The following is a 19,009-nucleotide window of genomic DNA, read 5'->3' on the forward strand; positions in this document are numbered from 1 at the left end:
CGCGGCGGCGTGCTGGGCGCCATGGAGACCGGCTACCAGCGCGGCAAGATCCAGGACGAGTCGATGCTCTACGAGGGCCGCAAGCACGACGGGACGCTCCCGATCATCGGCGTCAACACGTTCCTGCCGCCGCCCGACGCCGAGGGCGAGGGGCCCAAGGAGATCGCGCTGTCCCGCGCGAGCGAGGAGGAGAAGACCTCGCAGCTCCAGCGGCTCGACGACTTCCAGGCCCGCCACGCGCAGGAGTCGACCGAGGCGATCCGCCGGCTGCAGGCGGCCGCGACGGCCGGCGAGAACGTGTTCGCGGAGCTGATGTCGGCGGCCCGCGTCTGCTCGCTCGGCCAGCTCACCGAGGCGTTCTTCGAGGTGGGCGGGCAGTACCGTCGCTCCATGTAGGTGCGCTCCGCGCTCGTGAGCACTAATCCGTGCTATGACACGGGAAAGTGCTCACGGGCCGGAGGCACCTACCCCTGGCTCAGGGGATCGTCGATGGCCGCCAGCCAGGACCCGTCGGTCTGCTTGCGGAGCAGCACGGTCGCACGCCCCTCCATCGCCATCGGCCCGTCGGGTCCGGTGCCGGTCAGCGTCCAGTTCGAGTAGACGACGGCGTCGGCGTCCCGCTCGAGGATCGCGGCGGTGCGCAGGTCGATCCGTGGCGACATCGCGAAGAAGCCCTCGAGGAAGGCGCGGATCGCGTCGTGCCCGACGAGCGGCTTGCCGCCCGGCTCGACGAGCATCCCGTCGGGCTCGTAGAGGCTCAGGAGCCCCTCGAGGTCGGCCGCGTTGAAGCGCGCGTTCCACGTCTCGTCGAACTGGGCCGGACTCATCACCATGTCGGTCACCTCTCTGCGTGCGTGTGGGCTCGAGAGTGACAGCTGGTGATGTGATCGGCGCCACAACCGCCCGGACGGACGGCACGCCGCCACCCGGCCGGACGAGTCGACGACGCGGCGCTGGTCCGAAGGGTCGGTCGGCGGAGTCGGGGCCGACGCGGTGCGGCCGGCGCAGGAGGGTGCCGAGGCCTCGGCCCGCTGCCGCCCACGACGAACGTCGTGTGCGGTTCGTCCGGGTCGGGTAGTGCCGAAGGCCCCCGATCGTCGGTCGGCGGCGCACCGCAGAAGGCGAGGAGGTCGCGTTGCACCACACCGTCGAGATGGTCCTGCCGTCGGAGGCCACCGACGAGACGCTGGCAGTGCTCGAGAAGATCGACGGCGTCCTGGCGCTGTCGGTGGAACGGGACTCGGGTGTCAAGCCGCCCGGGGACGTCGTCACCGTGCACGCCCTCAACCGGTCCGTCGACGACGTGCTGGCCGCCGCCTCGCAGGCCCAGGGATACGGCCGCATCGCCGTCGCGACCAGCGGGACCTCGAGCATCGTCGCGACCGGGGCGCAGAAGGCGATCGACGACGACGCCGACGAGACGCCGTGGGAGGAGTTCGAGCGCAACCTCCGGCACCACGGCCGGCTCTCGGTCAACTACCTCGTGCTCATGGTCCTGGGTGGCGCGATCGCCGTCGCGGGCCTGCTCTCGCCGCCGGTGCCCCAGGCTCTCGCTCTCGCCTCCTGCGCGGTGCTCGCGCCCGCCTTCGAGCCGGTCGCCATGATCGGCGTCGCCGTCGTCCGGCGCAGCGCTTACGCGACCCGACGGGCCGTCGTCTCGGTCGTCGTCGGCTACGTGCTCATGGCGGCGGGCGGCGGTCTCGCGTTCGTCGTGCTCCGCGCCCTGGGGATGGCCTCCCCGAAGACCCTGGCGAGCAGCGAGGGGATGCACCTGATCGTCGACCCCACCTCCGCGGACTGGCTCGTCGCCGCAGCCGGCGCCGTCGCCGGCCTCGTGATCGTGACGTCGTTCCGCGAGGCGGTGCTCGCCGGGGCCCTCATCGCCCTGGCCCTCGTCCCGGCCGCGGGGGTGCTCGGGATGGGCGTCGTGTCCGGGGACCTCGGGCTCGCGCTCGAGGGGCTGCAGCGGCTCGGCGGCGACATGGGGCTGGTGATCGTGCTGGGCGCGCTCGTCGTGCTCGCCAAGGACCGGTTCTTCCACCGCGGGCGTCGCCCGCTGGCCTGAGGCCGGGCTACAACCGGGCCAGCTCGGCGTCGAGGGCGGCGACGAACCCGTCCACGCCCTCCTCGCCGCCGATCAGCCCGAGGTCCGCGTCGACCCCGAGCCGGACCCGGCCCGCGTAGGAGAGCACGGACACACCCAGCCCGAGGTTGCCCGAGCAGGGCACCCAGAACATCAGGTCGCGCACCCGCACGTCGCCGAGCGTCATCTCCTCGAGCGGGCCGGGCACGTTGGAAATGATCAGGGAGGCGGCCCGGGCGTAGCGGCCCACCAGGTTCTGCGTGTGGGTCGCCGTCCCCACCCCGGCCGCGGCGATCCCGGAGAAGCTCGCCAGCGCCTGGTTGGTGCGCTTGATCGTCGCCATCGCGTGGTGCATCCGCTCGACGCGGCGGATCGGGTCGGGCTCGTCCGTGGGCATCGGGGGCAGGACGAGGCCGAACTCGTTGCCGAGCTCGGCGGAGATCGGCTCGTCGAGCGGGCGCAGGTTGGTGGGCATCACCGCGCGCAGGCGCGGGACGTCGACGTCGCCGAGGTGGGTCCGCAGCGCACCGGCGATCGCCGCGCAGATGACGTCGTTGACGCTGCCACCTGCGGCCTTCCCCGCCGCCTTGACCTCGTCCAGGGACACGTCGGAGGTCCAGCGGGCGGCCTTGGCGACTCCGGGCCGGCCCTGCAGCGGCGATGGCTTCTCCCGGGGCGGCCGGGCCAGGAGCATGGCCGACGACTTGACGGCGCGGCCGGTCGCGACGAGCTCGGAGGCACCGTCCGGGGTCCCGGACCGCTTGATCGTCCGCCACAGCGACGCCCCCCGGTCGCGGACCTCCCGACCCATCAGCCGCAGGTCGTGGACGGACTCCGAGCGGCGCGGCGGGCTGCCGTACGCGGCGGGCGTCCGCGGGTCGGACACCGGGTCGGCCAGGGCGTGGAAGAGGTGGCTGAGTGCGACGCCGTCGGCGAGTCCGTGGTGGATCGCGACGTGGACGGCCGCACCGCCCGCGTACCCCGTGACCAGCTCGATGCGCCACCACGGCCGGTCCGTGGGCAGCGGGGTCGACATGAGTTCACCGAGCCGGCGGGCCAGCGTCCGGTCGTCCCCCGGCTCGTCCAGCGCCATCGTCGTGACGTGGGCCGCGAGGTCCGGCGGCGCATCCACCCAGCGGACGAGGCCGACGGGACCGGTCGGCCACGTCGGACGCTGCCGGAAGCCGGGGTACACGTCGACCCAGCGTTCCCGGATGCGCGCGCGCAGCGCGTCGAGGTCCGGGGGACGGTCGCAGAACAGCACCCCGTGCACGACCATCCGGTTGGTCTCCTGCTCGAGCTGCAGCCAGGCCGTGTCGATGCCCGACGCCCACCGGTCCATTGCCGACGCCCCCTAAAAGTGTGAGGGACGCACGGTACCGGGTGATGCGGGTGACACGTGCACGGCGGGTCGGTGTCCCTGGCACCATCGGGTCCATGGCCGAGCCAGCGACGCGCGAGACCGTCCGCGACGACCTGGGGAACACGGTGCCGGTGCCCGCCCGCGTGCGGCGCGTCGTCAGCCTCGTCCCCTCGCTGACCGAGGCGATCGGGGTCACCGAGCCCGGCCTGCTCGTCGGCGTGACCGACTGGTGCACCCACCCGCTGGGCCTCGACGACGCCGGGTCCGCTCCCCCGGCGCGCGTGCGCGGCACGAAGAACCCCGACGTCGACGCGATCGTCGCCCTCGCCCCCGACCTCGTCGTCGCGAACGAGGAGGAGAACCGCCCGGCCGACCTGGCCGCGCTGCGGGACGCCGGCCTGGCGGTGTACGTCACCGACATCCGCACGGTGGACGGCGCGTTCGCGAGCCTCGACGGGATGCTCGCCGCGTGCGGGCTGGAGCGCCCGGCCTGGCTCGAGGGGGCGGAGAAGGCGTGGGGCGACCTGCCCCGGGTCGCCGACGCCGACCGGCGCACCGCGCTCGTCCCGATCTGGCGCAAGCCGTGGATGGCCGTCGGCCGCGACACCTTCACCGGCGCGATCCTCGACCGCCTCGGCGTCGACAACGCCCTCGCCGACGGCGGGCCCACCGCGGAGCGCTACCCGCGCATCGACCTCGCGGACCTCCCGCCGCACGACCTCGTCGTCCTGCCCGACGAGCCCTACGCGTTCACCGCCGACGACGGGCCGGAGGCGTTCGACGTCCCGTGCGCGCTGGTCAGCGGCCGGCTGCTCACCTGGTACGGCCCGAGCCTGCTCGAGGCGGCGACGACGCTGCCCGGTGCGCTCCGCGTCGCTACGACGTGAGCAGCCCGCCCTCCACCGGCAGCGTCACCCCGGTGACGTAGGACCCGGCGTCGGAGCACAGGAAGACCAGCGCCGCGGCGAGCTCGTCGGGGTCGCCGATGCGTCCGGCCAGCACCCGCGGGAGCTGGGTCTCCAGGTAGCCCTCGTGGTAGCCGTCGGTCATCTCGGAGGTGAAGAAGCCGGGAGCAAGCGCGTTGACGCGGATGCCCTTGCGGGGGGTCCACTGCTGGGCGAGGTCGCGGGTGAGCCCGATGAGGCCGGCCTTCGACGCGGAGTACGCCGCCTGCGGCAGACCCGCCGTCGTGAGGCCCAGCACCGAGGAGATGTTGACGATGGCGCTGCCCGGCGCCATGACCTTCGCCGCCGCCTGCGCCATCCAGTAGCAGCCGTTGAGGTTGATGTCGATCACCTCGCGGAACTGCTCCGGGGTCTCCTTCGTGGCCGGCACCGCGGTGCCGACCCCCGCGTTGTTGACCAGCACGTCCACGTGGTCGAACTCGGTCATCGCCGCGTCGATGAGGGTCTGGCAGTCCTCGGGCACGGCGACGTCGGTCCGCACCGCCACCGCCCGCCGCCCGAGCTTCTCGACGGCCGCCCGGGTCTCGTCGAGCTTCTCGATGCGCCGCGCCCCGAGGACGACGTCCGCCCCGGCCTCGGCCAGCGTGCGTGCGAAGACGGCGCCGAGCCCGGAGGAGGCGCCGGTGACGACCGCCACGCGGTCGTCGAGTCGGAAGCGATCGAGGATGCCCACGCCCGGCACCCTAGGTGGCTCCGCCTCGTGAGCACTATTCCGCCGTATGACACGGGAAAGTACTCACAAGCCGAAGGCACCTACGTCTGCGCCTCGATGACGGCGGAGCGGGGAGCGTCGTCGAGCCCGTCCTCGTCGTCCTCGTCGCGCGGCTCGGGGTCGAGCGCGCCGGGCTCCGGCTCCGGCTCGGGCTCCGGCCAGACCCGGGCGCCGAGGCGGCCGAGCTGCGTCTCGCCGGGGTCGGCGAAGATGTGCAGGCCGAAGCGGTCGGAGAGCTCGCGGCAGACGTTGACCCCGCGCACCGAGTTACCGTGCACATCGAGGCCCGGCGAGAACACCCCGAGCCCGACCTGGTTGGGGATCGCGGCCAGGATGCCGCCCGAGACGCCGCTCTTGGCCGGGATGCCGACGTCGTTGGCCCACTGGCCGGCCGCGTCGTACATCCCGCAGGTGAACATCACGCCGATCACGTCGCGGACGTAGTTCCGGGCCATCGCGCGTTCCTCGGTGCAGGGGTTCACCCCGCCGTGGGCCAGCGTCGCGGCGGCCATCGACAGCTCCGTCGTCGTGACCATCACCGAGCAGACGGACAGGTAGACGGTGAGGATGTCGAGCACCTCGCCGACCAGCATCCCGAGCGAGCGCATGTAGTAGCTGATGCCGAGGTTGCGGTCGGCGTCCACGAGCTGGGCGTCGAGCAGTTCCTTGTCGACCTCGAGGTCGGGGTTGCCGGTGTAGATGCGCAGCCGCTCCAGCAGCCGCCCGACCCGCTCGTCGACGTCCGCGCCGCCCACGATGTCGGCCGCGACGAGCGCCCCGGCGTTGACCATCGGGTTGTGCGGGCGGCGGTTGACCTCGTCGAATGCGAGCGAGTTGAACGGGTCGCCGGAGGGTTCGACGCCGACCCGGGACAGCGTGGCCTCCCGACCGTTGTCCTCCAGCGCGAGCGCGTAGGTGAACACCTTGGAGATCGACTGCAGCGGGAACCGGTGGTCGCAGTCGCCGATGGTCCACTGCGTGCCGTCGACGTGCGTCCCGGCCAGGGCGAACAGGTCGCGCTGGGCGATCGCCTCCGGGGGGTGGTAGGTGACGACGTCGGCCGTCCCCATCCGGGCCTGGCGCTCCAGCAGCTGCTCGAGCTGCTCGCGGGCACGGCGTCGCTCCTGCTCGGTGAGGGTCTCGTCCCAGGCCACGCGCGCATGATGGACCACGGAGACCCCCTCGCGCGTCCTCCGTGTGTCCGTACGCGCGTCGGGGGAACTCCCCGCACGTGGACCACGGCATCATGATGTTCCCGACGGACTACGCGATCGACCCGGCGACCCTCGCGAAGGAGGTGGAGGACCGCGGCTTCGACTCGCTGTGGTTCCCCGAGCACTCCCACATCCCGACCGCGCGGACCTCGCCGTACCCCGGGGGCGGCGACCTACCCCGGATGTACGCGCACACCTACGACCCCTTCGTCGGCCTCATGGCCGCGGCCGCCGCGACGACCACGCTCAAGGTCGGTACCGGCATCTGCCTGGTGATCCAGCGCGACACGATCCACACCGCCAAGGAGGTCGCGAGCCTCGACCGGCTCTCCGGCGGCCGGTTCCTGTTCGGCGTCGGCGCGGGCTGGAACCGCGAGGAGATGGCCGACCACGGGACCAACCCGAAGAGCCGCATGCGGCTGCTGGGCGAGCAGATCCACGCCATGAAGGCGCTCTGGACGCAGGAGGAGGCGGAGTTCCACGGCGAGTTCGTGGACTTCGACCGGTCCTGGGCGTGGCCGAAGCCGCTCACCGACCCGCACCCGCCGGTGCTGATCGGCGGCATGGGGCCCGGCGTCGAGGACCGGATCCTCGACTTCGGGGACGAGTGGATGCCCCAGCGCGTCGGGCCCGACAACCTCGACGAGTTCGCGGAGCGCGCCGAGAAGCTCCAGCAGCGGGCCGCCGACGCCGGACGGAGCCGGATCCCGATGTCGCTCTTCGGCGCCGAGACCTCGCCCGAGGCGATCGAGGGCTACCACCGCGTCGGGATGGACCGGGTGATCTACGGCGTCAGCTCGGCCGACCGGGACACCGTGTGCAAGGAGCTCGACGACCTGGCGCCGCTGGTCGGGAGCTGAGTCCGTGCCGACGCTGGACCCGGACGACGCGGCGGTGCGGTTCGCCGCGGCCCGCGTCGCCCGGCTGGCCACCGTGTCCGGCGACGGGGTGCCCCACCTCGTACCGGTGGTGTTCGCGGTGGCCGGCTCCCGCGTGCTGATCGCCGTCGACGGCAAGCCCAAGCGGACGCGCTCGCTGCGGCGGCTGGCGAACATCGCCGAGGACCCGGCGGTGTGCCTGCTCGCCGACGAGTACGCCGAGGACTGGTCGGCCCTGTGGTGGGTGCGCGCCGACGGGCACGCGGTGGTGCGCGACGACGACGCGGCGCTGACCGAGGCGCGGTCGGCGCTGGGTGCGCGGTACCAGCAGCACGTCGCCGACCCGCCTGCCGGCCCGGTCATCGAGGTGACCGTCGAGCGCTGGTCGGGGTGGACGGCGTCGTGACCCCTCTTGTGTTCTGAGCGAAGGGCACCTTCGGTCGCATAGATCGGCGAGGGGCGCCCTCGGCCGGAACGCCCGGCCCGGACTCCGACGCGAGCGAAGGGCCCCTTCGGTCGACTAGACCGACTGACGGGGCCCTTCGCTCGGAACCGCACTCAGGCCGCGACGAGGTCCCCGATCACGACCTCCTCGCGCTGCCGCGCCCGGCGGGCGTGCACCTGCAGCCCACCGCTCACGACGAGCACCGCGAGGCCCGTGACGGCGAGCGCGGCGCCGACCAGCGACGGCGCGAGCAGCCCGAAGCCGGCGGCGATGACCATGCCGCCCAGCCAGGCGCCGAGGGAGTTGGCCACGTTCGACGCCGACTGGATCGCGGCCGAGGCCATCGTCGGGGCCTCCCCCACGATGTCCATGATCCGGGTCTGGATCGCCGGGCCGAGGGCCAGCGAGAACATGCCCGCCCCGAACAGCGAGGCGACCGCGAGCAGCGGCGTCCCGACCGTCAGCGGGAACGTCGCGAGCACCACGGCGAGGGCCACGAGGCAGCCGCACATGGTCTTCAGCGGCGCCCGGTCAGACAGCCGCCCGCCGACCACGGAGCCCGCGGTCATGCCGAGCCCGACGACGGCGAGCAGCAGCGTCACCACCGACGGGGAGAAGCCGCCGACCTGCGTGAGCATCGGGGTCACGTAGCTGTAGCAGGCGAACATCGCGCCGAAGCCGAACACGACGGCACCGAGGGAGAGCAGCACCTGCGGGTTGCGCAGCGCGCCGAGCTCGCCCTTCAGCGCCGCCCGTCCGCCCTCCGCGGGCGCGGCCTCGGGGACGAACGCCCAGACCGCGGCGACGGCGAGCAGCCCGATGCCGCCGATGAGCGCGAACGTGGCGCGCCAGCCGGCCGCCTGGCCCAGCAGGGTCCCGAGCGGGACGCCGGCGACGTTGGCCAGGGTCAGCCCGAGGAAGATCTTCGAGACGGCCCGCGCCCGGTGCGAGCGGTCGACCATCGAGGCGCCGGCCACCGACGCGGCGCCGAAGAACGCCCCGTGCGGCAGCCCCGTGAGGAACCGGATGAGCATCAGGGAGCCCATGTCGGGAGCGAGCGCGGAGAGCAGGTTGCCGATCGCGAACGTGCCCATCAGCGCGATGAGCACGGTCCGGCGGGGGAAGGTCACGCTCGCGCCGGCCAGCAGCGGGGCGCCGACGACGACGCCGAGGGCGTAGGCCGAGATGAGGTGGCCCGCCTCGGGCACGGTGACGCCGAGCCCCGCCGCGACCTGCGGCAGCAGCCCCATGATCACGAACTCGGTGGTGCCGATGCCGAAGGTGCCGACGGCGAGGGCGAACAGCGACAGGCCCACGGGGAGACGAGTGCGGTCACCACCGGGCCGCATGGCGTCGACGAGGTGGGAGGGGAGCACGGCGAGGTCCTTTCAGGATCGATCCAGCAACGCTGCGATCCATGGTTCGACGCCTCCCGCCATAAGTCGAAGAACCTCAGGGCTCGACTCGATAAGCCCAGCTGATCCATCCTGGTCACGTGCCGACGCTCCGCCAGTTCGAGGCCTACCTCACCGTGGTCGATGAGGGCTCGTTCACACGCGCCGCGCAGCAGCTCGGCGTCTCCCAGCCCGGGCTGTCGCAGCAGGTCGCGTCCCTGGAGCGGGAACTGGGGGCCTCGCTGTTCGCCCGCCTGCCCCGCTCGGTGAGCCTCACGCCCACCGGCCGGGCGCTGCTCCCCCACGCCCGGGCCTGCGTGGACGCCGCCGCGCGCGCCACCACCGCCGCGCGCTCCGTCGCCGGCACCTCGGCCGGGGAGCTCCGGATCGGGGCGGTCTACTCGGTCGGGCTCGGTCTCCTGCCCGGCGTGCTCACGCGGTGGCGCGCCGACCACCCCGACGTCGGTGTGCGCCTGCTCGAGCACCGAACCACCGAGACCCTCACCGCCGCGATGCAGGCGGGGCAGGCGGACGTCGCGATCGGCCCGACGCCGCCCGGGTGGCGCGGCCGGGTCCGCGTCCTGGGCATCGAGGAGCTCGTCGTGCTGCTGCCCCCCGACGGGCCGCCCGACGTGCGCGGCGGGGAGATCGCGCTCTCCCGGCTCGCCGACGTGGCGTGGGTGCAGTACGCCGCGAACCACGGGCTCTCGGCCGAGCTCGACGCGGCGGCGCAGGCCGCGGGCTTCCGACCGCGGGTCGCGGTGCGCACCGAGCAGACCGCGGTCGCCCCGCAGCTGGTCGCGGCGGGGATCGGGCCCGCGCTCGTGCCCGCGGGCATCGTCCCGTCGTCCTTCACGGGGCGGATCGCGCGCCCGGTCCCGCGCGCGGAGCGCGAGCTCGCCGCGACGACCGGCTCGCAGCCCGACGAGCTCACCTCACGCTTCGTCGCCCTCCTGGCCCGCAGTGCGGTCCTCATGCCCCCGCACGTCGCCGAGCGCCTGTCCTGAGCTCGTGCTCCGGCCGGCGCGGCGCACGGAGGCGCGCGGCGGTCGTCGCCGGGATCCCGTCGGGGACCTCGAGCGGCGGGAGCTCCCCGACGGCCCGGGTGAGCAGCAGGTCCGCGAGCGCCGGGTTGCGGGCGAGGACCGGGCCGTGCAGGTAGGTCCCGACGACGTTGCCGCGACCGCGGTCCGAGACCGCGCCCTCGAGCCGGTCACCCGTCCCATTACCGGCGCCGACGGGGCCGCGGGCCGGGTCGCGCAGCCGGGCCAGCGGGGCGGCGTCGGCACCCAGCTCGGTGATCCCGCCGTGGTTCTCGAAGCCCTCGAGCGGCGCGTCGAGCCCGGCGAGCAGCGGGTCCGCGACCACGTCGCCGATGCGCCGCGGCCCTCCGCCGGGCCGGGTCTCGACGTCGAGGGCGCCCAGTCCCGCCACCCGGGTGCCGTCCGCGACGGTGAACGCGGTCCCGAGGATCTGCAGGCCCGCGCAGACGGCGAGGGTCGGGGCCCCGCGGTCCAGGGCGCGGCGCAGACCGATGGAGTCGCGCAGCCGCTCGCAGGCCAGGACCTGGGCGGCGTCCTCGCCGCCGCCGAGCACGTAGACGTCGCCGCCGGAGGGGACGGCGTCGGTCCAGCCGACGGTCAGGACGTGGCCGGGGATCCCGCGCCACCGCAGTCGGGTCGCGAGCACCGCGGCGTTGCCGGCGTCGCCGTAGGTGCCCAGCACCTGCGGGAGCAGCAGGACGATCGTGATCGGCTCGCTCACGTCAGGGCCCGCGCGGCGTCGTGGAAGGCGGTGTAGTTGCCGATCAGGTCAACCTCGCCGAGGGTGTCGCGGGTGGCGGCGACCGCGTCGTCGGCCAGCCGGTGGGGCACGCCCGCGTAGGCCAGGCGCACCGAGAGGTCCGCCGCCCGCTCCCCCGCCGCGATCAGCCGGTGACCCGCGAGCCGCTCGAACTCGACGTCCCAGAGCCAGGACACGTCGCGACCGTCGGCCTCGCGGGAGTTCACGGCGACCACCACGGGGCGCGCCGGCCCCTCCTCGAGCAGGTCGAGCACCTGCGCCCACCCTGCCGGGTTCTTGGCCAGCAGCAGCCGGGTGCTGCCGCCGGGCCGGGTGACGGTGCGGTAGCGGCCGCCGACCTGGTCGAGCCCGCGCAGCCGGGCGGCCGCCACCGCGGGGGCGACGCCGAGCTCCGCGCCCACGGCCAGCGCGAACACCGCGTTGAGCCGGTTGGCGTGGCCCGGGAGCGCCAGGTCGAGCGCGGTCGTCGAGCCGTCGGGGGCCGTCACCGTGGCCGGGTCGGTGTCCTCGACCAGCGTCCAGTCGCCGTCGGGGCGGGCGAGTCCGCAGGACGAGCACGCCCACTGCACGCCGGCGCGGGTCACGGCGCCGTCGCAGCGGGGGCACACCCCGGCGTCGCCGGTCCAGCGGGTCGGCGAGGAGACCCACAGCGTCGACTGCGCGGCCATCCCGGCCCCGGCGCAGAGCACGTCGTCGGCGAACGCGACGACGCGGGCGGCGGGGTGCGCGGCGACGGCCTGCCCGACGCGGCGGGCCACCGTGCGCACCTCGCCGACGCGGTCGAGCTGGTCGCGGCTGAAGTTGAGCAGCACGATCACGTGCGGGTCGGTCGCGGCCGCCACCTGGCCGAGGTAGGACTCGTCGACCTCCATGACGGCCACCGGGACCGCGCCGGAGCCGCGCGTCGGGGACAGCGCGTCGAGCAGGGCGGTCGTGATGCCGTCGGGCATGTTGGCGCCGAGGTGGTTGGTCGCCACGCCCTGGCCCGGGCCGCCGAGGACCCGGGCGATCATCGACGTCGTCGTGGTCTTGCCGTTGGTCCCGGTGACGAGCACGACGGTGCGCCCGGCCGCGAGCCGGGCGAGCATCCGGCGGTCGAGCATCGTCGCCACCCGGCCGCCGATCACCGAGCCGTTCCGGCCCGCCCGACGCGCGGCCGCACCCACCAACCGCGCGGCCGCGGCCGCCATCCGCGCACGCGGCGGCAGCCCCGCCGCCCCCTCGGAGATCACGACGACGATGCTGCGCCGACCCGGGTTAACGGTCGGCAAGACGACGCGCGACCGTAGCGTGGTCGTCCGTGGCGCAGCTGTGGGTCGTCGAGGACGACGAGACCATCCGGGGGGTGCTCGCCTCCCGGCTCGAGGCGGAGGGACACCGGATCCGTGCGTTCGCCGACGGTGGTTCCGCGCTGGACCGGGCGCTGCCCGGTCCCGACCTCGTGCTGCTCGACCTCGGCCTTCCCGACCTCGAGGGCGCCGAGGTGTGTCGGCGGTTGCGCGCCTCGCACCCGGACGCGGTGATCGTCGTGCTGACCGCCCGGGCCGACGAGATGGACGTCGTCGTGGCCCTCGAGGCGGGCGCGGACGACTACCTGATCAAGCCGGTGCGCTACACCGAGCTGACCGCGCGGGTGCGCGCCCACCTGCGCCGCGCCGGGGCGCCGGCACCGGAGGCCGCCCGGGGCGGGCGCCTCGTCCTGGGCGACCTCACCGTCGACCTCGCCGCGCGCACGGTCGTCCGCGACGGCGTCGAGCTCGGGCTGCGGGCCAAGGAGTTCGACCTGCTGGCGCGGCTCGCCGCGGAGGCGGGCGCCGTCGTCACCCGCGAGGCGCTGATGAGCGACGTGTGGGACGAGCACTGGTCGGGCTCGACGAAGACCCTCGACGTCCACATCGCCGCGCTGCGCCGCAAGCTCGGTGCCCGGCCCGCGATCGCGACGGTCCGCGGCCACGGGTACCGGCTCGAGCGACCGGAGGACTGAGGGGTGCAGGCGCGGATCATCCGTTTCGCGATGGTGGTGTCGTTGGTCGCCATCACGGTGTTCGGCGTGCCCCTGGCTGCGGGCGCTGCCCGCTACTACGTCGTGGACGAGCAGAGCGACCTCGAGGGCGACACCCAGGTGGCGGCCGACGGCATCGCCCCGGTCCTCGCCGCCGGGAACGTCCCCGGCGGGGTCTCCCCCGTCTCCGCCGACAGCCCCGCGGCGGTCTACGGCCTGGACGGGCGCCTGATCACCGGCGAGGGCCCGCCCCGGCTCGCCCCGGCGCTGGGCGGCGCGCTGCGCGGGCGCGTGGTCCGCGCCAGCGACGACGGCGAGTTCGTCGTCGCGGTCCCGGTGTTCGACGGCGACCGGCGCGTCGGCGTCCTGCGGGCGTCCCGCCAGGAGTCGGACGCGGTGAAGCGCGTCGGGGTCACGTGGGCGGTGATGCTCGTGCTCGGGGTCGCCGCGGTCGTCGGGTCCCGCCTGGTGGCCCGGCGCCTGGCCGTGCGGCTCTCGGCCCCGCTGGAGGTGCTCGCGCAGGACGCCACCCGCCTCGGCGAGGGCGACTTCACCGTCTCGGAGCCCCTCCCCGACGGTCGCCGCGCCCCGGTCCCCGAGATCGCGGCCGTCCACCGCTCGCTCGCCGCCACCGCGACCCGGCTCGACGCGCTGCTCACCCGCGAGCGCGCCTTCTCCGCCGAGGCCTCCCACCAGCTGCGCACCCCGCTCGCCGGCCTGCGGTTGCGGCTGGAGGAGGCCGCGAGCCTGCCGCCGGGCTCCCCCCCGGCCGTTGCGGCCCTCGACGGGGCGCTGGAGGCCGCGGACCGGCTCGACCGCACCGTCTCCGAGCTCCTGCGCCTGGCCCGCGAGCCGGCGGGCGCGCGGCGCGAGGTGCTCACCGTGGACGAGCTGGTGGACGGCGTCGTCGCCGCGGCCCGCGCCGACGGCGTGCCGGAGGGCCGTGCCATCGCCGCCCACGCCGAGGAGGGCGACCTGCACGCCCGGGCCTCGGCGGCGGCCGTGCGCCAGATCCTGGCGGTGCTGGTGGAGAACGCGCTGGTCCACGGGACGGGCCAGGTGACCGTCACCGCCCGCGACGCCGCGTCCGCCGTCGCCGTCGACGTCGCCGACGAGGGCACCCTCGACCTCGACGAGGCGGCGTTGTTCACCGGCCGGCCCGGGACCCACGAGGGACACGGCATCGGGCTCGCCCTGGCGCGCCGGCTCGCCGAGGCCCAGGGCGGCCGGTTGCGGCTGCGCTCCGCGACCCCGACGACCGTGACCCTCCTGCTGCCCGCGGCCGGGGACGGGGACGGGGACGGCGGCTGAGTCGGCGGGCGTGGGCGGGCGCCCGCCGGGGAAGGCCGGGCGCATGGACCTCGGACTGAGCGGTGCCCGCGCGATCGTCACCGGAGCCTCGCGCGGGATCGGACTGGCGTGTGCGCAGTCGTTGGCGGCGGAGGGGGCGTCGGTGGCGCTCGTGGCGCGGTCGGCGGAGGACCTGGAGACCGCCGCCGCGTCGGTCGTCGGCACCACCCTCGCCGTGGTCGCCGACACCACCGACGACGCGGCCGTGCGCGCGATGGTCGCGCGGGTCGTCGACGAGTGGGGCGGGGTGGACGTGCTGGTCAACGCCGCCGCCCGCCCGGCCGGCGGCGGTCCGGTCCCGCCGCTGGCCGAGCTCACCGACGACGCCGTGGCGAGCGAGTTCGACACCAAGGTGCTGGGCTACCTGCGGTGCGCCCGGGCGGTCGCGCCCTTGATGGTCGCGCAGGGGGCGGGGCGGATCGTCAACATCAGCGGCCTCAACGCGCGCCGGACCGGGTCCATCGCGGGGACGATCCGCAACGTGGCGGTGGCCGCGCTGACCGCGAACCTCGCCGACGAGCTGGGCCCGCACGGCATCACCGCCACCTGCGTGCACCCCGGCATGACCGTGACCGAACGGATCCCCGCGATGCTCGCCGAGCAGGCCGCCGCCCGCGGTGTCTCCGAGGACGAGGTGCGCCGGGGGCTGGAGTCGACGACGAGCCTGCGGCGGCTGATCACGGCGGCCGAGGTGGCCGACGTCGTGACGTTCCTGGCCTCGCCCCGCTCGGTCGCGGTCACGGGCGACTCGGTCGGCGCCGGGGGCGGGCAGCCCGGCGTCGTGCACTACTGAGTCCGGGTCGTCGGCGATCGTCCCGACCCCGGACATGCCGGGACGGCGCCTCCCCGCGTGGGGGTGACGCCGTCTCGGGCTTCGGAGGAACGTTCGGATTCGGGACCCGCTCCGGGCTCCCGGCCCACCGCTCGTGGGTTTGCGCTCTCGTGGGCGTGCCGTCCCGTGCTCGAGGACTACGGGCGGCCGTGCTCCGACGAGCGGCTCGGGCCGATCCGGTGCGGGCTGTTCCCTGCGACCAATGGATCACCTACCTGTTCGTCGAGGCACTCGGCACGCCGCTGTGGTGGCGATCCACGGGCTCTCGGTGGGGGTCAAACCGTGTGATCAGGACCACATCGACCCTGCCGACGGTACTCCGCAGCGAGGCTCCGTCAAGGGCTACCGGACGGTGAACGCAGCCGTCGGGCGTGTCGTCGTCACAGCGTGTCGGCGACCCGGGAGGCGTGGGTCCGGGCCGGGTGACCGGTCCGTTCCCCGACCTCACCGGTGACCGGCACCGGGCCGTCGAGGGTGTGCGCGCAGTAGCGGAGGAGCGAGTCCACCACCCCTTCCGGCATGCGTGTGGGCATCGGGCGCAGGGCGGCCGTCGGGAGCCCGGCGTGGTGCGAGGTCCCGGACACCGTCGGGAATCCGGGTCCTCGGGACCCGGATCTCCGGGAGGCACCTGATCGGACCTCGTTGCACCCGGCGGCCGGGCCGGGTCCGGCCTCTCCGGGACCGCTCAGCGGGGCGGAGCCCACCGCACGGGCGGGCCGTGGCCGGGGAAGAGCCGGTCGGCGTCGAGGCCGCGCAGGGCGGCGAGCGAGGCCTCCGCGGCGGCCGGGTCGTGCTGGAACATCGCGTCGAGCAGCTGCGCGCCGGTCCGGGCGCTCGTCGGATGGGCGGTGACCACGGCGTCGCCGCTGGCGACCACGCCGTCGTCGGGGAAGTGCCAGGCGACGTGCCCGCTGGTGTGGCCCGGCGTCGGGACCGCGACGGGGCGCCCGGGCAGGTCGAGGCGCGCGCCGGTCTCGACGCCCGCGGCGCGCGGCAGCGCGACGTCGCGCAGGCCGCCGGAGCGCAGCACGTCGACGGTCCAGCGGGCCACCCGCGGGCGCCACAGCCGGGTCGCGAGCGTCGTCGGGGTGAGCTGCTCGAGGAACTCGCGGCGCAGGTGCGCGGCCTCGCCCTGCGAGCTCAGGACGGGGACGTGGTCCGGCAGGGCGGCCAGGCCCCCGACGTGGTCGACGTGGGCGTGGGTGACGAGCACGGCGACGACGTCGTCGAGGGAGCGCCCGGTCGCCGTCACCGACGCGACGAGCGCCTCGGCGTCGCCCGGGTAGCCGCTGTCGACGAGCAGCACGTCGGTGCCCTCGACGACGACGGTCCAGGCCGCGAAGCCGGTCCCCCGGCGGGACCCGTGGTGGCGCAGCACCCCCGCGATCCTGCCTCAGGGGTGCCGGGTCGGGGTCCAGGCCCGTGCGCGCAGGAACGCGAGGACGGCGGGGCGGGCGATCTGGCCGCCCGGGGAGCCGTAGGGGTGGTCGAAGACGTGGTCGGCGTAGGGCACCTGCAGCAATCGGCCCGGGACGCCGGTGGCGCGCAGGGCGGCGTCGTGAGCGCGGACGAGGTCGGCGCGGATGAAGTTGTCCGCGGCCCCCACGACGAGCATCGTCGGCGGCAGTGAGCCGGCGACGAGGTCCCTGGGCGACGCCGCGCGGGTGAGCGCGGGCAGCGTCGCGGCACGGCCACCGAAGACCGCGTCCTGCAGCCCCGGCGCGACGAGGCGCAGGTCGACGACCGGGTAGAACGCGACGGTCGCGGCGGGGGGCGTCGTCGGTGCCGGCCCCGCGAGCCCGGCTCCGGGGACGCCGGCGAGGGCGGCGGTCGTCGTGAGCGCGAGGGTGGCGCCCGCGGACTGGCCGGCGAGGGTGGCCGCGGTGGGGTCCAGTCCGTGCTCACGCCCCGGCCCGCGCACCCAGGCGAGCGCGGCGGCCACGTCGTCGCGCTGGGCCTCCCCGAGGGTCGCGCCGGGCAGCGTCGGGTCGGCGGGCAGGCGGTAGGTCACCGCGACGACCGCGAGGCCGTGGTCGGCGAACCACCGGTTGCTGCGGCTGCGGTCGGCGCGGGTGCCGCGCACCCAGCTCCCGCCGTGGACCCACACCATCACCGGGTGGGGCCCCGGCCCGGCCGGCAGGAAGACCTCCAGGTCGAGGCCCGGCCGGTAGGTCGCCGTGACGTCCGGGGCCGCCCCCGACTGGTCCACGGCCCGCAGGGCCAACGCCCAGTCGATGCGGACGCCCTCGGTCCTCCCGGTCGCGCGCAGGGCGGCGAGCACGACGAGGCTGCCGAGCAGCGCGATCCCGCCGACGACGGCCACGGTGAGCCCGAGCCGGGGGACGTCGAGGGCGACGAGCCCGAGGCCCAGCCCGACCCCGACGAGCGCGGCGGGGACGACGTGCACCGGGTACTGGCCCGAGACGAACGAGCCGAAGAAGCCGATCACCGGGATGCGCGGCAGGAACGTGCCCGCGACGACGACCAGTAGCACCGCGGCCCCGGCGACGCCGACCGTGCCGAGCGCGATGCGGGCGAGCGTCACCACCCGATCATGCCGCCACGCGGTGCGGCCCGCGGCTCGGGAGCGCTGCGAGAGGCACACCACGCAGGCGCGGGTGGCTCTCGACCTGCGCCACGTGCCCCTCGCCCCGCCTCGCGGCCCGGCCTCCACCTCCCAAGGGCACACCACGCACGCGCGGCGGGCCCCCGACCTGCGCCACGTGCCCCTCGCGCGGACGAGGCTCCCGGCCTCGGTCTCAGTGCGGGGCGGCGGCGAGGTCGTAGACGGTGTCCGCGCCGACGCGGGTGCCCGTCCAGTGGGCCTGCACCCACGCCTGGATCGGCGCGAGGGCGGCACCGCGCCCGCCGAACCCGCCGCCGCCGAACCCGCCGCCGCCGAACCCGCGCTGGCCGCCCGCCGCCGGAGCGACGTAGTAGCGCACCAGGTGGCCGGTGACGTCGGCCTGGAACTGCGGCAGCGTCGGGGTCGGGTCGGAGCCGGAGAACCCGCCGAGGCCCATCACGGAGGTGTCGCTGGCCAGCTCGAGGCCGGCCGCGGCCATCGTCGTGGGCGTCGCGGCCGACCACTGCGTGCCCGCACCACGCAGCAGCGCGGTCACCTGCGGGTCGGCGGCGCCGAAGCCGCCCCCGAAGCCGCCCGGGCCCGCCACGGCCGGCGTCCGACCGGCCTGGCCGGCCCGCGTCGTGCGCCCGGGCGCCGCGGCGAACCGGGACGCCCGGGCGTCGCGCACCGCCGGCCCGGCGCTCGCCTCGGTCCCGGCGTGCGGGGTGACCACGGTGTCGATCGCGTAGGCGCTCGCTCCCCCGAGGGTGGCGACGAGCCCGAGGACCAGGGTCCCGACGACGCCGGCCCGCCGCGCGAGCACCGTCGGGACCACGATCAGGAGCCCGGCGAGCACGCCCGCGGCGAGCACCGTCCCCGGCAGCCAGGGCAGGAAGGTCGGGCTGCGCCCGAGCAGGACCGCCGACCAGACCGCGGTGCCCAGCACCCCGACGGCGGCGGTGACCCGTGCGGCCGGGTCGGCGCGCCGCCGCCACGCCTCGCGGGCGCCGAGGGCGACGAGCGCGGCGATCGCGGGGGCCATGACGATCGTGTAGTACGAGTGGACGGTGCCTTCCATGAAGGAGAAGACCGCCGCGCTCACGACGAGCCAGCCGCCCCAGAGCAGGGCCGCTGCCCGCAGCCGGTCGTCGGCGGGCGCGCGTCGGCCCACCCACAGCAGGGCCACGAGCGCCAGCAGCGCGGCCGGCAGCAGCCAGGCGATCTGACCGCCGAACTCGGTGGAGAACATCCGTCCGGGCCCGGCCTGTCCGCCGAAGCCGCCGAAACCGCCGCCGGGCGGGCCACCGCGCCCCGGGCCTCCCCCGGGGCCGCCGCCCGAGCGCCCGACGATGCGCGAGAGGCCGTTGTAGCCGACGGCGAGCTGCAGCAGCGAGTTGTCGGT

At 75.4% G+C, this 19,009-nt stretch carries 20 protein-coding genes; 9 read left to right on the forward strand and 11 right to left on the reverse strand.

Annotated elements, in window-relative coordinates; translation table 11 throughout:
• The coding region (locus tag AC0CYZ_RS16650) for a methylmalonyl-CoA mutase family protein (protein WP_472217297.1) at positions 1–396 on the forward strand (396 nt) is incomplete at its 5' end.
• A 68-nt stretch (positions 397–464) separates the two neighbouring features.
• Here AC0CYZ_RS16650 and AC0CYZ_RS16655 read toward each other — a convergent pair.
• On the reverse strand, positions 465–833 hold the full coding sequence (locus AC0CYZ_RS16655) for a YybH family protein (RefSeq protein WP_472217299.1): 369 nt from the start codon (positions 831–833) through the stop codon (positions 465–467).
• 302 nt (positions 834–1,135) lie between these two features.
• Here AC0CYZ_RS16655 and AC0CYZ_RS16660 point away from each other — a divergent pair, with 302 nt between their 5' ends.
• Positions 1,136–2,065 carry a DUF389 domain-containing protein gene (locus tag AC0CYZ_RS16660; RefSeq protein ID WP_472217301.1) on the forward strand — a complete coding sequence of 310 codons (930 nt, stop codon included), beginning with the start codon at positions 1,136–1,138 and terminating at the stop codon, positions 2,063–2,065.
• Positions 2,066–2,072: 7 nt separating this feature from the next.
• Here the strand turns inward: AC0CYZ_RS16660 and AC0CYZ_RS16665 are convergent, their stop codons facing one another.
• On the reverse strand, positions 2,073–3,425 hold the full coding sequence (locus AC0CYZ_RS16665) for a wax ester/triacylglycerol synthase domain-containing protein (protein WP_472217303.1): 1,353 nt from the start codon (positions 3,423–3,425) through the stop codon (positions 2,073–2,075).
• Between the two features lie 95 nt (positions 3,426–3,520).
• Here AC0CYZ_RS16665 and AC0CYZ_RS16670 point away from each other — a divergent pair, with 95 nt between their 5' ends.
• Positions 3,521–4,333 (forward strand): helical backbone metal receptor, encoded by an 813-nt coding sequence (locus AC0CYZ_RS16670; RefSeq protein ID WP_472217305.1) that lies wholly within the window; start codon positions 3,521–3,523, stop codon positions 4,331–4,333.
• On the opposite strand, the gene AC0CYZ_RS16675 is transcribed toward AC0CYZ_RS16670, so the two are convergent.
• Together AC0CYZ_RS16675 and glsA are read right to left on the reverse strand one after the other, a co-directional pair.
• Positions 4,323–5,084 (reverse strand): SDR family NAD(P)-dependent oxidoreductase, encoded by a 762-nt coding sequence (locus tag AC0CYZ_RS16675; RefSeq protein WP_472217307.1) that lies wholly within the window; start codon positions 5,082–5,084, stop codon positions 4,323–4,325. The two genes, AC0CYZ_RS16670 and AC0CYZ_RS16675, sit on opposite strands and share 11 nt — an antisense overlap.
• Positions 5,085–5,164: 80 nt before the next feature.
• Positions 5,165–6,277, reverse strand: a complete 1,113-nt coding sequence (gene glsA / locus AC0CYZ_RS16680) for a glutaminase A (RefSeq protein ID WP_472217309.1) — start codon at positions 6,275–6,277, stop codon at positions 5,165–5,167.
• A 92-nt stretch (positions 6,278–6,369) separates the two neighbouring features.
• Between glsA and AC0CYZ_RS16685 the strand changes: the two genes are divergently transcribed.
• Complete coding sequence (locus tag AC0CYZ_RS16685; RefSeq protein WP_472217311.1) at positions 6,370–7,197, forward strand: LLM class F420-dependent oxidoreductase; 828 nt, start codon at positions 6,370–6,372, stop codon at positions 7,195–7,197.
• A gap of 13 nt (positions 7,198–7,210) precedes the next feature.
• Positions 7,211–7,621: a TIGR03668 family PPOX class F420-dependent oxidoreductase gene (locus AC0CYZ_RS16690; RefSeq protein WP_472217333.1), complete on the forward strand. Its 411-nt coding sequence runs from the start codon at positions 7,211–7,213 to the stop codon at positions 7,619–7,621.
• A gap of 152 nt (positions 7,622–7,773) precedes the next feature.
• Here AC0CYZ_RS16690 and AC0CYZ_RS16695 read toward each other — a convergent pair whose 3' ends face one another.
• Positions 7,774–8,976 carry an MFS transporter gene (locus AC0CYZ_RS16695; protein ID WP_472217335.1) on the reverse strand — a complete coding sequence of 401 codons (1,203 nt, stop codon included), beginning with the start codon at positions 8,974–8,976 and terminating at the stop codon, positions 7,774–7,776.
• 179 nt (positions 8,977–9,155) lie between these two features.
• Here AC0CYZ_RS16695 and AC0CYZ_RS16700 point away from each other — a divergent pair, with 179 nt between their 5' ends.
• Positions 9,156–10,061: a LysR family transcriptional regulator gene (locus AC0CYZ_RS16700; protein ID WP_472217313.1), complete on the forward strand. Its 906-nt coding sequence runs from the start codon at positions 9,156–9,158 to the stop codon at positions 10,059–10,061.
• Here AC0CYZ_RS16700 and AC0CYZ_RS16705 read toward each other — a convergent pair.
• Together AC0CYZ_RS16705 and AC0CYZ_RS16710 are read right to left on the reverse strand one after the other, a co-directional pair.
• On the reverse strand, positions 10,027–10,818 hold the full coding sequence (locus AC0CYZ_RS16705) for a type 1 glutamine amidotransferase (protein WP_472217315.1): 792 nt from the start codon (positions 10,816–10,818) through the stop codon (positions 10,027–10,029). The two genes, AC0CYZ_RS16700 and AC0CYZ_RS16705, sit on opposite strands and share 35 nt — an antisense overlap.
• Positions 10,815–12,089 (reverse strand): DUF1727 domain-containing protein, encoded by a 1,275-nt coding sequence (locus AC0CYZ_RS16710; RefSeq protein ID WP_472217317.1) that lies wholly within the window; start codon positions 12,087–12,089, stop codon positions 10,815–10,817. The genes AC0CYZ_RS16705 and AC0CYZ_RS16710 overlap by 4 nt, the downstream gene beginning before the upstream one ends.
• A gap of 68 nt (positions 12,090–12,157) precedes the next feature.
• Here AC0CYZ_RS16710 and AC0CYZ_RS16715 point away from each other — a divergent pair, with 68 nt between their 5' ends.
• The 3 genes from AC0CYZ_RS16715 to AC0CYZ_RS16725 are packed head-to-tail and all read left to right on the forward strand — an operon-like array spanning position 12,158 to position 15,002.
• Complete coding sequence (locus AC0CYZ_RS16715) at positions 12,158–12,841, forward strand: response regulator transcription factor (RefSeq protein WP_472217319.1); 684 nt, start codon at positions 12,158–12,160, stop codon at positions 12,839–12,841.
• Between the two features lie 3 nt (positions 12,842–12,844).
• The gene (locus AC0CYZ_RS16720; protein WP_472217321.1) at positions 12,845–14,170 is read left to right on the forward strand and encodes a sensor histidine kinase; all 1,326 of its coding nucleotides are present in this window, start codon (positions 12,845–12,847) and stop codon (positions 14,168–14,170) included.
• Positions 14,171–14,213: 43 nt separating this feature from the next.
• Complete coding sequence (locus tag AC0CYZ_RS16725; protein WP_472217323.1) at positions 14,214–15,002, forward strand: SDR family NAD(P)-dependent oxidoreductase; 789 nt, start codon at positions 14,214–14,216, stop codon at positions 15,000–15,002.
• Between the two features lie 419 nt (positions 15,003–15,421).
• Here AC0CYZ_RS16725 and AC0CYZ_RS16730 read toward each other — a convergent pair whose 3' ends face one another.
• From AC0CYZ_RS16730 to AC0CYZ_RS16745, 4 genes are all read right to left on the reverse strand, one after another.
• Positions 15,422–15,625, reverse strand: coding sequence for a hypothetical protein (locus tag AC0CYZ_RS16730; protein ID WP_472217325.1), 204 nt, complete (start codon positions 15,623–15,625; stop codon positions 15,422–15,424).
• A 101-nt stretch (positions 15,626–15,726) separates the two neighbouring features.
• On the reverse strand, positions 15,727–16,419 hold the full coding sequence (locus AC0CYZ_RS16735) for an MBL fold metallo-hydrolase (RefSeq protein WP_472217327.1): 693 nt from the start codon (positions 16,417–16,419) through the stop codon (positions 15,727–15,729).
• A 15-nt stretch (positions 16,420–16,434) separates the two neighbouring features.
• Positions 16,435–17,586: an alpha/beta hydrolase gene (locus AC0CYZ_RS16740; protein WP_472217329.1), complete on the reverse strand. Its 1,152-nt coding sequence runs from the start codon at positions 17,584–17,586 to the stop codon at positions 16,435–16,437.
• Positions 17,587–17,800: 214 nt separating this feature from the next.
• Positions 17,801–19,009, reverse strand: a 1,209-nt coding sequence (locus AC0CYZ_RS16745) for a mannosyltransferase YkcB-related protein (protein ID WP_472217331.1), incomplete at its 5' end; no start/stop codon positions are given.

The sequence above is a fragment of the Actinomycetospora sp. genome (assembly GCF_055612215.1).

What these genes read in the sequence shown, in the direction of transcription:
- AC0CYZ_RS16655 (WP_472217299.1), bottom strand. Translation starts at nt 833, where the DNA reads ATGGTGATGAGTCCGGCCCAGTTCGACGAGACGTGGAACGCGCGCTTC.
- AC0CYZ_RS16665 (WP_472217303.1), bottom strand. Translation starts at nt 3,425, where the DNA reads ATGGACCGGTGGGCGTCGGGCATCGACACGGCCTGGCTGCAGCTCGAG.
- AC0CYZ_RS16670 (WP_472217305.1), top strand. Translation starts at nt 3,521, where the DNA reads ATGGCCGAGCCAGCGACGCGCGAGACCGTCCGCGACGACCTGGGGAAC.
- AC0CYZ_RS16685 (WP_472217311.1), top strand. Translation starts at nt 6,370, where the DNA reads ATGATGTTCCCGACGGACTACGCGATCGACCCGGCGACCCTCGCGAAG.
- AC0CYZ_RS16725 (WP_472217323.1), top strand. Translation starts at nt 14,214, where the DNA reads ATGGACCTCGGACTGAGCGGTGCCCGCGCGATCGTCACCGGAGCCTCG.